At 66.0% G+C, this 15,247-nt stretch carries 16 protein-coding genes; 11 read left to right on the top strand and 5 right to left on the bottom strand.

The window, feature by feature from the left end; all coding sequences use genetic code 11:
- Nucleotides 1-114 precede the first annotated feature (114 nt).
- The 4 genes from LIG30_RS20115 to LIG30_RS20100 all read left to right on the top strand — a co-directional run bounded on the left by LIG30_RS20115 (nt 115) and on the right by LIG30_RS20100 (nt 5,742).
- Nucleotides 115-1,341 (top strand): HlyD family secretion protein, encoded by a 1,227-nt coding sequence (locus tag LIG30_RS20115; protein WP_038714841.1) that lies wholly within the window; start codon nt 115-117, stop codon nt 1,339-1,341.
- Nucleotides 1,342-1,371: 30 nt separating this feature from the next.
- Nucleotides 1,372-2,925: a DHA2 family efflux MFS transporter permease subunit gene (locus LIG30_RS20110; protein ID WP_038714840.1), complete on the top strand. Its 1,554-nt coding sequence runs from the start codon at nt 1,372-1,374 to the stop codon at nt 2,923-2,925.
- A 385-nt stretch (nt 2,926-3,310) separates the two neighbouring features.
- Complete coding sequence (locus LIG30_RS20105; protein WP_038714838.1) at nt 3,311-4,855, top strand: methyl-accepting chemotaxis protein; 1,545 nt, start codon at nt 3,311-3,313, stop codon at nt 4,853-4,855.
- Between the two features lie 179 nt (nt 4,856-5,034).
- The gene (locus tag LIG30_RS20100) at nt 5,035-5,742 is read left to right on the top strand and encodes an SDR family NAD(P)-dependent oxidoreductase (RefSeq protein ID WP_038714837.1); all 708 of its coding nucleotides are present in this window, start codon (nt 5,035-5,037) and stop codon (nt 5,740-5,742) included.
- A 93-nt stretch (nt 5,743-5,835) separates the two neighbouring features.
- On the opposite strand, the gene LIG30_RS20095 is transcribed toward LIG30_RS20100, so the two are convergent.
- A complete protein-coding gene (locus LIG30_RS20095) occupies nt 5,836-6,768 on the bottom strand; it encodes a LysR family transcriptional regulator (RefSeq protein WP_038714835.1) in 933 nt (310 codons plus the stop codon).
- Between the two features lie 310 nt (nt 6,769-7,078).
- On the opposite strand from LIG30_RS20095, the gene LIG30_RS20090 reads away from it, so the two are divergent.
- Nucleotides 7,079-7,543, top strand: coding sequence for a RidA family protein (locus LIG30_RS20090; protein WP_038714833.1), 465 nt, complete (start codon nt 7,079-7,081; stop codon nt 7,541-7,543).
- Between the two features lie 66 nt (nt 7,544-7,609).
- On the opposite strand, the gene LIG30_RS20085 is transcribed toward LIG30_RS20090, so the two are convergent.
- From LIG30_RS20085 to LIG30_RS25560, 3 genes are read right to left on the bottom strand one after another with little or no spacing between them, the layout of a single operon-like run.
- Complete coding sequence (locus LIG30_RS20085; protein WP_038714832.1) at nt 7,610-8,929, bottom strand: ATP-binding protein; 1,320 nt, start codon at nt 8,927-8,929, stop codon at nt 7,610-7,612.
- Entirely contained in the window at nt 8,926-9,669 is a 744-nt protein-coding gene (locus LIG30_RS20080; protein ID WP_038714831.1) for a response regulator, read from the bottom strand. The genes LIG30_RS20085 and LIG30_RS20080 overlap by 4 nt, the downstream gene beginning before the upstream one ends.
- A complete protein-coding gene (locus tag LIG30_RS25560; RefSeq protein ID WP_083494101.1) occupies nt 9,653-9,871 on the bottom strand; it encodes a hypothetical protein in 219 nt (72 codons plus the stop codon). Before LIG30_RS25560 ends, LIG30_RS20080 begins: the two co-directional genes overlap by 17 nt.
- A 265-nt stretch (nt 9,872-10,136) precedes the next feature.
- Between LIG30_RS25560 and LIG30_RS20075 the strand changes: the two genes are divergently transcribed.
- The 5 genes from LIG30_RS20075 (at nt 10,137) to LIG30_RS20055 (ending at nt 13,860) form a co-directional block, all read left to right on the top strand.
- Nucleotides 10,137-10,670: a thioredoxin family protein gene (locus LIG30_RS20075; RefSeq protein ID WP_038714830.1), complete on the top strand. Its 534-nt coding sequence runs from the start codon at nt 10,137-10,139 to the stop codon at nt 10,668-10,670.
- A gap of 15 nt (nt 10,671-10,685) precedes the next feature.
- A complete protein-coding gene (locus LIG30_RS20070; protein WP_038714828.1) occupies nt 10,686-11,720 on the top strand; it encodes an alpha/beta fold hydrolase in 1,035 nt (344 codons plus the stop codon).
- Between the two features lie 260 nt (nt 11,721-11,980).
- Nucleotides 11,981-12,667 carry a PadR family transcriptional regulator gene (locus LIG30_RS20065; RefSeq protein WP_038714843.1) on the top strand — a complete coding sequence of 229 codons (687 nt, stop codon included), beginning with the start codon at nt 11,981-11,983 and terminating at the stop codon, nt 12,665-12,667.
- 31 nt (nt 12,668-12,698) lie between these two features.
- Nucleotides 12,699-13,523: a siderophore-interacting protein gene (locus LIG30_RS20060; RefSeq protein WP_038714826.1), complete on the top strand. Its 825-nt coding sequence runs from the start codon at nt 12,699-12,701 to the stop codon at nt 13,521-13,523.
- Nucleotides 13,524-13,641: 118 nt separating this feature from the next.
- The gene (locus LIG30_RS20055) at nt 13,642-13,860 is read left to right on the top strand and encodes a hypothetical protein (protein ID WP_038714824.1); all 219 of its coding nucleotides are present in this window, start codon (nt 13,642-13,644) and stop codon (nt 13,858-13,860) included.
- Between the two features lie 38 nt (nt 13,861-13,898).
- Here the strand turns inward: LIG30_RS20055 and LIG30_RS20050 are convergent, their stop codons facing one another.
- Entirely contained in the window at nt 13,899-14,480 is a 582-nt protein-coding gene (locus LIG30_RS20050; RefSeq protein ID WP_038714823.1) for an undecaprenyl-diphosphatase, read from the bottom strand.
- 635 nt (nt 14,481-15,115) lie between these two features.
- On the opposite strand from LIG30_RS20050, the gene LIG30_RS25555 reads away from it, so the two are divergent.
- On the top strand, nt 15,116-15,247 hold a 132-nt coding region (locus tag LIG30_RS25555; protein ID WP_152986165.1), incomplete at its 3' end, for an SDR family NAD(P)-dependent oxidoreductase.

Here is a 15,247-nt window from a genome sequence, read left to right as displayed (position 1 = left end):
CTCGCGGCCCCCGAGGCCGCCGCCACCCAACAAGCCGGGCCGACCCGGCAAGCCGCGAACTGAGCCGGCCCCCCACGACGCAGACACTCGACATAACGGACGGAGAAACTCGCCATGAGCGACCCTCAACAACGCGCGGCCAGCGCACCGGCGCCAGGCAACGGCAAGCGCAAGCGGATGATGACGCTGCTCGCCGCGGTCATCGCGATCGCGGCCATCGCGTACGGCCTGTATTACTTCCTGGTCGCACGCTTTCATGAATCCACCGACGACGCGTACGTCAACGGCAACGTCGTGCAGATCACGCCGCAGGTGGTCGGCACGGTCGTCGCGGTGAAGGCGGACGACACGCAGACGGTCAAGGCCGGCGACCCGCTCGTGCTGCTCGATCCGGCCGACGCGCGGATCGCGCTGCAGCAGACCGAGGCCAGCCTCGCGCAGACGGTGCGCCAGGTGCGCGGCCTGTTCGTCAACGACGACCAGTACCGCGCGCAGGTCGCGCTGCGCCAGTCCGACCTGTCGAAGGCCGAGGACGACCTGCGTCGCCGGCTCGCGGTCGCGCAGACGGGCGCCGTCTCGCAGGAAGAGATCTCGCACGCGCGCGACGCGGTGAAGGCCGCGCAGGCCTCGCTCGACGCCGCGCAGCAGCAGCTGTCGTCGAACCGCGCGCTGACCGCGAACACCACGATCGCCACCCATCCGAACGTGCTCGCCGCCGCCGCGAAGGTCCGCGACGCGTACCTCGCGAACGCGCGCAACACGCTGCCCGCGCCGGTCACCGGCTACGTCGCGAAGCGCTCGGTGCAGGTCGGCCAGCGCGTGTCGCCGGGCACGCCGCTGATGTCGGTGGTGCCGTTGAACGGGGTGTGGGTCGACGCGAACTTCAAGGAAGTCCAGCTCAACCACATGCGCATCGGCCAGCCGGTCGAGCTGACCGCCGACATCTACGGCACGTCGGTCGTCTACCACGGCAAGGTGGTCGGCTTCTCGGCCGGCACCGGCGCGGCGTTCTCGCTGCTGCCCGCGCAGAACGCGACCGGCAACTGGATCAAGGTCGTGCAGCGGCTGCCGGTGCGGATCGAGCTCGATCCCGGCGAGCTCGACAAGCATCCGCTGCGGATCGGCCTGTCGATGCAGGTCGACGTCAACATCAAGAACGAGCGCGGCGCCCAGCTCGGCGACATCAGGAATACGGTCTACCAGACCGACGTGTTCGCGAAATACGGCGACGAAGCGAATACCGAGATCGCACGCATCATCGACGAGAACGCCGGCGGCGATGCCGCCGTGGCCGCACGCACGAACGCGAATACGGCCACGCAGCACAAACCGGTCGCGTGACATCGCCCTTTCCCACGGATACAGGCTGACATGTCTTCCCCTTCCTCCCCGCGCCCGCTGACAGGCGGCCAGCTGGCGCTCGGCACCCTGGCGGTGTCGCTCGCCATGTTCATGAACGTGCTGGACTCGTCGATCGCGAACGTCGCGATACCGACGATTTCCGGCGACCTCGGCGTGTCCGTCGACGAAGGCACCTGGGTCATCACGATCTTCGCGGCCGCGAATGCGGTCTCGATCCCGCTGACCGGGTGGCTGACACAGCGCTTCGGCCAGGTGCGCCTGTTCGTCGCGTCGATCCTGCTGTTCGTGATCGCGTCGTGGATGTGCGGGATCGCCCCGAACCTGCCGACGCTCCTCGCCGCGCGGATTCTGCAAGGCGTGGTCGCGGGGCCGCTCGCGCCGCTGTCGCAGGCGCTGCTGCTCGGCGCGTGGCCGAAGCACAAGTCGTCGAGCGCGCTGGCCCTGTGGTCGATGACGGCGCTCGTCGGCCCGATCGCTGGACCGTCGCTCGGCGGGTGGATCACGTACGACTACAACTGGTCCTGGATCTTCTACATCAACATCCCGGTCGGCATCTTCGCCGCGGCGATCACGTGGATCATATTCCGCGAGCGCGAATCGGCGACGCGGCGCCTGCCGATCGATTCGATCGGCCTCGTATTGCTGGTCGTCTGGGTCGCGTCGCTGCAGATCATGCTCGACAAGGGCAAGGATCTCGACTGGTTCAACTCGCCCGTCATCGTGGCGCTCGGCATCGTCGCGCTGGTCGGCTTTGCGTTCTTCCTCGTGTGGGAATTGACCGAACAGAATCCGATCGTCGACATCCGGCTGTTCACGCAGCGCAATTTCGCGGGCGGCACGATCGCGATCTCGGTCGCGTACGGCATGTTCTTCGGCACGCTCGTGCTGCTGCCGCAATGGATGCAGGGCTATCTCGGCTATCGGGCGGTCGATTCCGGGCTGACCACCGCTCCGCTCGGCTTCTTCGCCGTGGTGCTCACGCCGGTCATGGGCCGCCTCCTGCCGCGCACCGATCCTCGCTATATCGCGACGCTCGCCTTCGTCGGCTTTGCATTCGTGTTCATGATGCGCACGCAGTTCTATACCGACGTGTCGCGCTGGGACCTCATCCTGCCGACGCTGCTGCAGGGGATTCCGATGGCGATGTTCTTCGTGCCGCTCACGTCGATCATCCTTTCCGGCCTGCCGCCGGAGAAGATCCCGGCCGCGGCGGGGCTGTCGAATTTCGGACGGACGTTCTGCGGCGCGGTCGGGACATCGCTGATCGGCAACGCGTGGAACAACCGGACGATCCTGCATCACGTCCGGCTCACCGAGCAGGCGAGCATCAACAATCCGACCTTCACGCAGCAGATCGACACGACGCAATCGATGCTGCACCTGAACGTGCATTCGGCGCACGCGCTATTCAACGCGTCCGTCGACGGGCAGGCGGCCGTGATGGGGCTGAACGACATTTTCTATATCTCCGCTGTCATCTTCATCGCGATCATTCCGCTGATCTGGATCACGAAGCCGTCGAAGTCCGCGGCAGGCTCGGACGCAGCAGCCGGCGCGCATTGACGTTCATCGACTGACCACGCCCCCTCACCGAACTCCGCGGCCGGCCCGGCATCCCGCGATCCGGGTTCGCATCACCCAGCGAATTGCCGCAGTCGGCATCAACCCTCCCCCCCACGTCGGGGGGGAGGGTGTCAAGACCTGCCCGGGCTTGCCGACATACCGGTGAATTCGAAACGATGGCATCTCGATCCATGGCATACCTATGAAAACGAGGAACGGTCGGCGTCGGCAACATCGACCCGCACGACCCTATCCGAAGTGACAAAGGGGGAGACACGCATGACAGACATCATGGGCGAGATTGCCTGGGCCTCGCGGGAGCAGACCTGATCCGGCTGCACGCGCGACGATCGATCCGGCTGGCTACGTCACGGGTGAATAAGGAATGCGTAATAATGAACCGGTAACACAACAGAACCACGACTTCCCGGCAGATGCCACTTTGATGTCGACCACGGACCCGCAGGGCACGATCCTGTACGCAAACTCGACGTTTGCCGAGGTGAGTGGCTTTTCGCGAAAGCAGTTGACCGGGCAGCCGCACAACCTGATCCGGCATCCGGACATGCCGGCCGAAGCGTTCGCCGACATGTGGGCGACCCTTAAAGGCGGCGAGCCCTGGACGGGGCTGGTCAAGAACCGCCGTCAGAATGGCGACCACTACTGGGTGCGGGCCAACGCGGTACCGATCGTGCGCGACGGACGCCAGGTGGGGTACATGTCGGTTCGCAACAAACCGACCGGCGCCGAAGTGGAAAACGCCGACCGGCTGTACCGCGACATGCGCGAGGGCAAGCTCCGCGGGCACAAGCTGCAAAAGGGCCTGCTCGTGCGCAAGGGGCTCGGCGGTGTCCTGACGTGGGGGCGGACGATGGGCGTGCGTACCCGGATTCGCCTGCTGATCGGGATGATGGGGGTACTCAGTGTGGCGGGCGCCTTCACGGTGCGCACGCTCGGCGGTGCCGGCGGCATGGTGCTGACGTGGGTGCTGATGCTGACCGTCTTCATCGGCTTTCTGCTCGAACGGCAGATCGCCAGGCCGCTCGAGCAGGTCAAGACGATGGCGTTGCGCGTTGCCACCGGCGAAAGCCTCGAGGCGGCCCACATCGACCGCGTGGACGAAATCGGCATGACGCTGCGCACCGTGAGTCAGCTGGGATTGATGTTCCGGTGGCTCATTCAGGACGTGGCGGGACAGGTCAGCCAGGTTCAGGCGGCCGTCGGCGAAATTACCCAGGGCAACCAGGATCTGAGCGATCGCACCGAACAGAGCGCCGCCAGCCTGGGCGAGACGATGGCCTCCATGACGCAGATGACGGAGGCGGTGCGTCAGAGCGCGGAGACGGCCGCCGAGGCGAAAAGCCTGTCCGGCATCGCCACGGACGCCGCCGAGCAGGGCGGGACCGCGATGGGCGAAGTGGTCTCGACCATGGCCGAGATCAGCCAGTCCTCCAGCAAGATCGCCGACATCATCCGCGTGATCGACGAGATCGCGTTCCAGACCAACATCCTCGCGCTCAACGCTGCGGTGGAGGCCGCGCGTGCAGGAGAACAGGGACGCGGCTTCGCCGTGGTGGCCGGTGAGGTGCGGCAACTTGCGCAGCGCAGCGCGCAGTCGGCCAAGGAGATCAAGACCCTGATCGACGACAGCGTCGACAAGGTCGAGGCCGGCAAGACCCTGGTGGATGCGGCCGGCCAGTCGATGAATCACATCGTCTCGCAGGTCAGGCGTGTGTCGAGCCTGATCGAGTCGATCAGCACGTCTTCGGAAAGCCAGGCCGCCGAAATCGCGCAAGTGAGCAGCTCGATGGGGAAGTTCGACGGCATCACGCAGCAGAACGCCGCGCTGGCCGAGGAAGGTACCGCCGCTTCGGCAAGCCTCTATGAGCAGACTTCGCAGTTGAACGATGCCGTCAGGGTCTTTCGGTGAGCCGCTGATCTGCCTGTTGCCCCGGAGCGTTGCAGGCCGCGATTTGTTCCTGCGACGCAAGACTCTTGGTCCATGGTGGGTATTCGAAGTCGAATCGGATGCGCATACAGTCCGTATCCATCGGATCCGTTGATTCGACCGGCCAGCAAGCCGATACCCATTCAACATCGAGGCATATCATGGGCAATTCCAAAGTCATCGTCGTTACCGGTGCATCGCAGGGCATCGGCGCGGAAACGGTCGGCGCGTTCCTCGCGCAAGGCCATCGGGTCGTCGCCACGTCGCGCTCGATCACACCGTCGGACAACGCCAATCTCGTCACGGTCGCCGGCGATATCGGCGATCCGGACACTGCGCGTCGCGTAGTCTCCACCGCGATCGAACGCTTCGGCCGTATCGACACACTCGTCAACAACGCCGGCATCTTCATCGCGAAGCCGTTTACGCAGTACACCGCGGACGACTACGCGACGATCGCGAACGTCAACCTGAACGGCTTCTTCCACATCACGCAGCTTGCAATCGCGCAGATGCAGAAGCAAGGCACCGGTCACGTCGTCAGCATCACGACAAGTCTTGTCGATCACGCGAACAGCAACGTGCCATCGGTGCTCGCGTCGCTGACGAAGGGGGGGCTGAACGCAGCAACGAAATCGCTTGCGATCGAATATGCGAAAGCCGGGATCCGCGTCAACGCGGTGTCGCCCGGCGTGATCAAGTCGCCGATGCACGCGCTCGAGACGCACGAATGGCTCGCGGCGTTGCATCCGGTCGGCCGCATGGGCGACATGCGCGACATCGTCGACGCGATTCTCTATCTCGATTCGGCGCAGTTCGTGACGGGCGAGATCCTGCATGTCGACGGCGGCCAAAGCGCCGGTCACTGACGGCCGCGAATAGGCCGCCCCCGAAGCCGCCCCGCATTCGACTGCGGGGCGTGTCGGCTTTTGCCGGTCCCTTCCGGCGCGACCGGAGTACGATCAGCGCTTGCGCTTCTGTGGCGCGCGCCCAAGATGCTCGACCAGGAAATCAACGAATACCCGCACGCGTGACGACAAATAGCGCCCGTGCGGATAGAGCAGAATGAACGGCCGCGAATGGCCGCCGCTGTCCTTGAGCACCTCCACGAGCCGGCGGTCGCGAAGATCCTGCTCGACAACGAACCGATAGACCTGGAACAGCCCCGCGCCGCTGCGGGCGAGCGTCGCGCCGGCGAGAAAGTCGCCCGATGTCCCGTATCCGCCGTTCGTCATCACCTCGACTTCGCCCGCATCGCCGTGGAAAGCCCACGGAATGTTGCGGCCGCTGCTCGCCAGCTCGAATTGAATGCATTCGTGCGATTGAAGGTCCTCGACGGACTTCGGCACGCCCAAGCGCTTCAGGTATGCCGGCGCCGCCACCACGACGAGCTCCGCATCCTCCAGCTTGCGCGCCATCAGGTTCGAGTCGGCCGGCGCGCGGCCGCGAATCGCGAGATCGAATCCTTCCTCGGCAAAGTCGATGTTCCGGTTGCTCAAGTGCGTCTCGACCGTCACATCCGGATATCGCTCGCGAAACGCGGGTAGCAGCGGCAGCACGCGGTAGTGGCCGTACGGCGTCGGCATGCTGATTCTGACCACGCCCGCGGGTGTCGTTTGCTGGCCCGTCACTTCGCGTTCCGCGTCGACGAGTTGCGACAGCGCCTGACGGCACTGCTCGAAATAGCGCCGCCCGGCATCCGTCAGCCGGATCTGCCGCGTGGTTCGCACGAAGAGTCGGACACCGAGGCGCTCCTCCAGCCGCGCGACCGACCGGCTGACCGCGGCCGGCGTGACGCTCGCGGCGGTCGCCGCCGATGTGAAGCTGCCGAGTTCCGCCGCCAGACAGAACAGCTCGATGCTACCCAGTAGCAAGTCGTCGAATTTTCGTTGCATGCGGGGTTCCGTTCAGTCTCCGGCGAATGTCGCGAGGTGGCGTCGATTGCGGCCGAACGGCGACGTCCGTGTGTCGTCGGCCCGCGAGCGCGAGCGGATCGGATGCATGAAAGTGTGCACCAATGTCGTGCCGGGCACCAGCGGACTCGGGGTCGCGCCAGGCATTCGTTACATCGCGTCCCAAGACCTTTGCACGGGTGACATTTACCCCGCGCCAACGCGTGAGTAGAGTGCATGGCAAGCAATCGGGCACTCGGCGAACCGCGCCGCGCGCGATCACTTCCGACACTCAACTGGCAAGGAGAACGACATGAACGTCGAACAGAAGCTCGCGGCACGCGGCCACACGCTGCCCGAGCCGCCGCAGCCGCTCGGCAGCTACACGGCCGTCAGCGAAGCCGGCAACCTGCTGTTCATTTCGGGACAAGTGCCGATCACCAACGGGAAGATGGCCTATACCGGACGCGTCGGCGAACAACTGACGCTCGAAGAAGGTCAGCGCGCCGCCGAGCTCGCTGCACTGAACGCGCTCGCGCAGATCAAGCGACATCTGGACGGATTCGAGCGGCTGCACCACATCGTCCGCGTCGAGGGGCATGTGAGCAGCGCCGATGGCTTCCATGGCCAGCCCGCCGTCATCGACGGCGCGTCGGATCTGTTCGCCGCCGCACTGGGCGACAGGGCCGGACATGCGCGGTCGGCGTTCTCGCACTTCCAGTTGCCGGCCGACGCGGCTGTCGTCCTCGTCGTCATCGCGCAGATTCTGCCCGCCTGACTGCGCCTCACCGGGGCAGCGGCAAACAGAACGATGCGGACGACCTCGCCCGACGAAAACGACGCTTCAGCGCGGCCCGTTCAACGTCAACGTCGCCGCGAGGCCGCCGTTGGCGCGGTTTTGCAGCGTCAACGTTCCATCCAGCGCGAGCGTCAACTGGCGCGCGATCGCGAGCCCGAGCCCGGTCCCGCCGGTATCGCGATTGCGCGACGTTTCGAGCCGGACGAACGGCTCGAACACATGTGCCAGCTTGTCCGCCGGGATGCCCGGGCCGCGATCCAGTACCGCGATGCTCACGCCGCCATCGGCGCTTGCCTCAGCCTCGATGACGGCCGAGCCGCCATACTTCAGCGCGTTGTCGACGAGATTGCCGATGATCCGGCGCAACGATTGCGGACGCGTCACCAGCGCCGTCGCGACGCGGCGTTCGAGCGAAACCGGCTCCCCCGCATCGACGTAGTCGCTGACGATGCTGTCGAGCAGCGCATCGAGATCGACCCGGCGCGGCGCTTCCGCCGTGCCGTGCAACGTGCGCGCGTAGAGCACCCCTTCCTTCACGAGGTTTTCCATCTCGAACAAGTCCTGGCGCAGCTTCGCGGCCTGCGCGTCGTCGTCCAGCATGTCGACGCGCAATCGCATTCGGGTGATCGGCGTCTGCAGGTCATGCGAGATCGCCGCGAGAATCTGCATGCGCTCGGTCGCATACTGCGCGATCCGGTCCTGCATCGCGTTGAACGCTTTCGCGGCACGCGCCACTTCGGACGGCCCGGTCTCCGGCAAGCGCACCGCCTTGAGATCTGGCCCCAGGGTATCCGCGGCCTCGGCGAGCTGGTGCAGCGGACGCGTCGCGAGCCGCACGGCCAGCCAGCAGCATGCGGCGAGCACCGCCAGCTGCAGCGCGAGCACGACAGGCAACCAGCCCGACAACGGCATGCCGGACATCGGATGCATGTCGATCGTGAGCGGACTGCCGTCGGTGAGGCGCAGATGGACCTGAATGTGTTCGCCGTCGCCGGGTATCGCATTCGCGGTGAGCGGATAAGCCTTGCCGATCCCGTCCGCGATCGACTGTTCGACGCGCGCCGACAGGCGCGCATCGACGGGACCGCCACCGGTGCCGGGGCCCGGCATGAACCGGTAGCTGCGCCGCGCGAGCCGCGGCAGCCATTCGGCCCGTTCGGCGGCCGGCAGACGGTCGAGCAACGCGACCGAGCTCGCGACCTCACGCTCGATGTAGCCCGTCATCACGTTGATCATGGCCTGATCGCGTTCGGTGACCGTCAGCCAGAACGACAATGTCTGCGCCAGCGCGAGTCCGACACAGAGAATCAACGCCAGCCGAGCGAATAGCGAACGTGGCCAGCGGAAAACGTGACGGGCGCTCATTCCTGCACGTCGATAGCCGACACCGCTGACGAAAACACATAGCCCTCGCTGCGCAACGTCTTGATGTAGCGCGGCTCGCGCGCCTCGTCGCGCAGGCGCTGGCGCAACCGGCTGACGAGCAGGTCGATCGACCGGTCGAACGCGTCGGCCTGCCGCCCCTGGGTCAGGTTCAGCAGCTGGTCTCGCGTCAGCACGCGCTGCGGATGATCGAGAAACACGCGCAGCAGCCGGTACTCCGCCCCGCTCAGCGCGACCATCGTGCCGTCCGCGTCGAGCAGATGGCGCGCGACGGTATCGAGCCGCCAGTCACCGAACGCGAGCATCGGCGCCCCGTCGGTCACCTGCATGCCCGGCGGCAGCATGCGCGTGCGGCGTAGCACGGAGCGGATGCGCGCGAACAGCTCGCGCACCGCGAACGGCTTCGGCAGGTAATCGTCGGCGCCCATTTCGAGGCCGACGATCCGGTCGGTCTCCTCGCTGCGTGCAGTCAGCATCAGCACCGGCACCGCGCGGAACTTGCCCGCCCGCAACTCGCGACACAGCACGAGGCCGTCGTCGCCCGGCAGCATCAGATCGAGCACGATCAGGTCCGGCGCCCCGTTCGCGAGCACGGCGCGCATGTCGCGCCCATTCCCGGCCAGCGACACGCGCATGCCGTTCTTCTCCAAATAGCTGCCGACCAGCTCGCGAATGCCGCGGTCGTCATCGACGACCAGGATGTGATCAGTCTTTTCGGCCATGGATTCGCCTCTCCTTGCGCCAGATTCGCAGCCGGCTTTCCGACACCGTCGAACAATACACCGGATGCGCGAATTCCGTTGCCAGCCCGCCGGCGATGAACGCGGCGATCGCGAGCAGGCGCTTGATGCTTCCGCCGCCAACGACAGGCTCGCGTCGTCGTCCGCCGGTTGCGTCACGCACATTCAGCCGGGCAGCACTCATTTCATTCTCCGCATCCTATGTAGTGCCTGCTTTATAGCGCACCGGCAGAGGTGCTTTGTGTCGCAATGTATCCACGCGCCGCCAGACACAACACCTTGCATTCGCGCGGACCGGCGACATAAACCAGATACACACGCGTCTTCAAATACCGTCATGCCGGCCAGCCGGATGCCGATCCTCACCGCCGCCGCGATCCATCCCCGGTTCGACACGCTCGCTGACGCATTCATTTCCACGTATTTCCACTCGTTGAACGGACTCCGACATGCTCACCCGAATCAAGACCCTCGCCGTCGCCGCGGCATTCACCGCCCTCTCGGCTGTCGACAGCAACGTCATTGCCGCCACGCCCGCCAGCGGGAACACCGCGCCGGAATTCACGGGCATCGACACATGGCTCAATAGCGAACCGCTCACGATGCAGCGATTGCGCGGCAAGGTCGTGCTGATCGACTTCTGGACCTACAGCTGCATCAACTGCATTCACACGCTGCCCTATGTGAAGAGCTGGTACGAGAAATACAGGAATCAAGGGCTGGTGGTCGTCGGCGTGCACACGCCGGAGTACCCGATCGAGCGCGATACCGACAACGTCAGAACGGCGATCAGCCGCTTCGGCATCCGCTATCCGGTCGCGCAGGACAACCAGTATGCGACCTGGAACGCCTACGGCAACCAATACTGGCCGGCGTTCTACCTGATCGACCGGCACGGACGGGTGGTTTACTCGCGCGTCGGCGAAGGGGGATACGCGCAGACCGAAGCAACCATCCAGCGCCTGCTGGCCGAGAAGAACTGATCAGGAGCACCACTCATGGGCAATACCGTGAATCCGTTGCGTCGCAAGCTCGTCGGCGTCTCGGCCATTGGACTGGCCGCAATCGAACTCGGACTGATGCGCAATGCCGGCGCGCAGCCGGTCCTGCCGGGCGCCGGCCCGATTTCGCGCACATCGTTCGGCGCGCTGAAGCAAATCGAGGCGGGGGCGCTCGACATCGGTTACGCGGAAGTCGGCCCGCGCGGCGGCCCGCCCGTTGTGCTGCTGCACGGCTGGCCATATGACATCCACAGCTTCGCCGACGTCGCGCCGATGCTCGCAGCCGACGGCTACCGCGTCCTCGTGCCGTATCTGCGCGGCTACGGCACGACGCGATTTCTGTCCGCCGATACCGCCAGGAACGGGCAGCAAGCGGCACTGGCCGTCGACGTCATCGCGTTCATGGATGCGCTCGGGATCTCGTCGGCGGTCATCGGCGGCTTCGACTGGGGCGCGAGAACCGCGAATATCGTCGCGGCACTGTGGCCACAGCGATGCCGCGCGCTGGTGTCCGTAAGCGGCTACCTGATCGGCAGCCAGCAGGCCAACCGCAAGCCGTTGCCGCCGCAGGCCGAACTTGCGTGGTGGTATCAGTTCTATTTCGCGACCGAGCGCGGGCGGCTCGGCTACGAGGCCAATCGCACCGATTTCGCGAAGCTGATCTGGCATACCGCGTCGCCGAAATGGAACTTCGACGATGCGACGTTCGCGCGCTCCGCGCAGGCGCTGCAGAACCCCGATCACGTGGCAATCGTCATCCACAACTACCGCTGGCGGCTGGGCCTCGCGCAAGGCGAACCGCAGTTCGACGCGCTGGAGCAACGCCTCGCGGCCGCGCCGGCAATCGGCGTCCCGACGATCACACTCGAGGGCGACGCGAACGGCGCACCACATCCTGATCCATCCACGTATGCGAACAAGTTCACCGGGACGTATCTGCATCGAACCATCACGGGCGGGATCGGCCACAATCTGCCGCAGGAAGCCCCAAGGGCATTTGCGGATGCGATCGTCGACGTCGCCCGGCTTTGAGCGCCGACACGATGTGCCCGCCGCGCGCCATAGGCGGGGCGGGCCTCAGATGACCTTGATGTCGCTGCGCGGCTTCGCAGGCCGCGTGTCGTGAAGCGCTCGGCCTTCCCGGCCAGATCCCCCCGCTGTCGATCGTTCGACGACGGCGAATCGGACAATTCGTCCGACAGGCCCTACTATCCAACCCCAATTAACCCGGTTGACTTCCTATCTTTCGATATATATCTTTAGATATGTTTTCCGATAGACAGGATGCGATCATGCGACATCGCCATGCCCACGGCCCTGCCCGTTGCGACGGTCACGGTCATCAACACGGCCACGCCGCGCTCGGTGCGCTCTGGCAGGCCATCGGCCGCCATCGCCAGCACCGGCGCGGCGGCGGGCTCTTCGGCGGCGGCCCCGGCGGCCTGGGCGGATTCGGCGGCGACGACGAAGCAATGCCGCGCGGCCGCCAGTTCAGCGCCGACGACCTGCAATTGCTGCTGCTCGCGCTCCTCGCCGAGCAGCCGAGTCACGGCTACGAACTGATCAAGGCGCTCGACGCCCGCTCGAAGGGTTTCTACAGCCCGAGTCCCGGCATGGTCTACCCGGCGCTGACCTATCTCGAGGAAGTCGGCTTCGTCACGGTGCAGGCCGAAGGCAACCGCAAGCGCTACGCGCTCACCGAAACAGGCCGCGCGCACCTCGATTCGCAGCGCGACCGCGTCGACCTGCTGTTCGCGCGTCTCACGCACCTTGCCCGGAAGATGGAATTCATGCGCCGCGCGTTCGCGGGCGAAGCGTTGGACGAGAGCGAGGGCTGGCTGCCCGAATTCGTCGAAGCGCGCGTGGCGCTGAAACATGCGCTGCTGCACAAGAGCGACGCGACCGCCGACGAACAGCGGCGCATCGCGGCGATCCTGCGCCGCGCGACCGCCGAGATCGAAGGCCGTACCGACGCGTGACGCGCACCGGCCCAACCCGGAGAACCGACTGATGCAACACACGCCCGAACGCACCGTGACACGCGTGCGCCACACCCTCAAGTTCCGCCTGCTGCAAGTCGTGCGGGTCCACGCCGTCACGCCGCATCTGCTGCGCGTCACGCTGTCCGGCGCCGATCTGGCGGATTTCGAATCGGCGTCGTTCGACGACCACGTCAAGGTCTTTTTCCCGCCGCCCGGCGCCGAGCGCCCCGCAATCCCGACGATGGGACCGAGCGGCCCCGTCTTTCCGGACGGCGAGCCGAGGCCGGCAGCTCGCGACTTCACGCCGCGCCGCTACGACCGCGCCGCGCACGAGCTGGATCTCGAATTCGTGCTGCACCACCCGGGGCCGGCCTCGCAGTGGGCCGCGCAGGCACGTCCGGGCCAATGGCTCGGCATCGGCGGGCCGCGTGGATCATTCGTCGTCCCCGGCGACTTCGACTGGCATCTGCTGATCGGCGACGATACGGCACTGCCGGCCGTCGCCCGGCGCCTTGAAGAATTGCCCGCGGGCACGCGAGCCGCCGTCGTGCTCGAAGTCGCCGATCACTCCGCCCAGATCGACTTCGCCACCCGCGCGGAACTGTATGCGATCTGGTGCTTCCGCAATGAGGCCGCGGACGAATCGGGCGGCGATGGCGCGCTGCTCGACGCGCTGCGCGACCTGCCGCTGCCCTCGGGCGACGGCTATGTCTGGGCGGCGGGCGAAGCGCGCACGGTGCGCGCCGTGCGGCAACACCTGAGCGCCGAACGCGGCATCGCCGCATCGCGCATCCGCGCGTCGGCGTACTGGAAACGCGGCGCCAGCGCCGTGCACGAGTCGATCGAAGACTGACGGGATCGCGCCCGCCCGATGCACGCGGCTTGGCATTGGGGTCGCAGCTGGTATATACCTGTGTCTGCCACGCCGACGTCCGGCGACCACTGCAGCCCACGCCAGGGAGTGCCCGGTCATGCCCCGAGACAGCCACGCTTCGCCCCTTCTGCGACGCCTGAAGATCGCCGGTTATTGCGGCCTGGCGTCCGTCGCGCTGGCGCTGTTCATCGCGATGTGCGCGATCCTCAAGGACGGTGTGCTCGACCGTGAAGCCACACTGCAGTCGGACGACGCGACCGAGCTGCACGGCAGCAACGATACGGCCGTGGCCGAGCCGAGCCGGACGCCGGGCTGAGCGCGCCGGCCGCATCCACGGCCCGGCGCATCCACCGCTCAATGCGCGCGCAGGCGCCCCATCACGACGGCATGCACGCTTTCGCCAATGCGTTCGAGCACGGCCGTGACCGGTCGCGCATAGAGATGCACGGCAAGCGCGCCCGCCGTGCCGACCAGCGCGCCGCCCGCCATGTCGAACGGCCAGTGAACCCCGACATAGATCCGTCCCCACGCGATCAGCGCGGCGATCAGCGCCATCGCGCAGCCGGTCGCGCGCGTCGCGCGGCCGGCCAGCATGCCGACGGCCACACTCCAGACGAACGTCATGTGATCGCTCGGAAACGAGCCATCGGGCGCGTGCGGGATCAGTTGCACGCCCGCACCGATCATGAAGGGCCGCGGAGAAAACCAGAAGTGCGAGACGACCTGTCCGAGCGCGAGCGCCGCGCACGCGCCGAGCCCGGCTTCGATCGCCTGACGGCGCGTCGATCGGATGCCGAACAACCAGGTCAGCAGCAGCATCGGGGGAATGACATACACGAGCCAGTCGGCGGCGAAGATGGCCAGCCGCGCGACGCCGGGTTGCGGCGCGGTACCCGCGTTGATCGCGGAAAACAGGGTGAAGTTGAGGTTCTGCATGAGTTCGGAAAGGTGAACTGGCGGGCGCGACCGGATGCCCGATCGCCCGCGATATTAGGCGCTGCATGCTTAAGCGATGCTGAACGCGTGGCGCCGCCCCGGCGTGGCGCGGGAAGAAACAGCGCCGGAGTCCGGCACAAAGCCGCGTTTAGAGAGCGCATTGCAACACAAGTTCACACAATTGCAATATTCCGCCGGACGATTTCCCGGAAACCCTCACCCATGCCCCCGAAAAAGCTCACCTCGGGCCGCTCATCGCCCGTCATCTGCGCCTGTAGCGATCGAGGCACGGCAACTTATCCCGTCGATTGCGACGTTCGCCTCAACATTTGCGCGGTCAATACTTCGATTAACGCAACAATTTATTCCGTTTGCGGCGTCGCACAATGGCAGCGTGACGGAATAGGATAACGGCACCTCACCTGCGAAACGATCGACAACAAGGAGTCCGCATGAAGCCGGGCGAAGTGCGGTCGAATGCGCCTGCGATGCCGTCGAGATCCATTCGCACGTCGAGGTGTGCGACCTCGTCGCCGATTTGACACTTTGCGTCGGCGAAGTCGTCTACGATGACGTGGCTCGGTAATGTCTGCAGTCCTTTTCCACCTTTCACCTATCACGACGGGAATTCGATCATGAGCAATCTGACTGGCAAGACCGCAGTTGTCACGGGCGCCGCGAGCGGCATCGGCAAGGAAATCGCGCTGGAGCTGGCGAAGGCGGGCGCGGCAGTCGCGATCGCCGATCTGAACCAGGACGGCGCGAAC

This window comes from Burkholderia sp. lig30, from assembly GCF_000687455.2.
GTDB lineage: Bacteria > Pseudomonadota > Gammaproteobacteria > Burkholderiales > Burkholderiaceae > Burkholderia.
The sequence above is the reverse complement of the archived record's forward strand: the minus strand, read 5'-3'. Positions and strand labels throughout refer to the sequence as shown.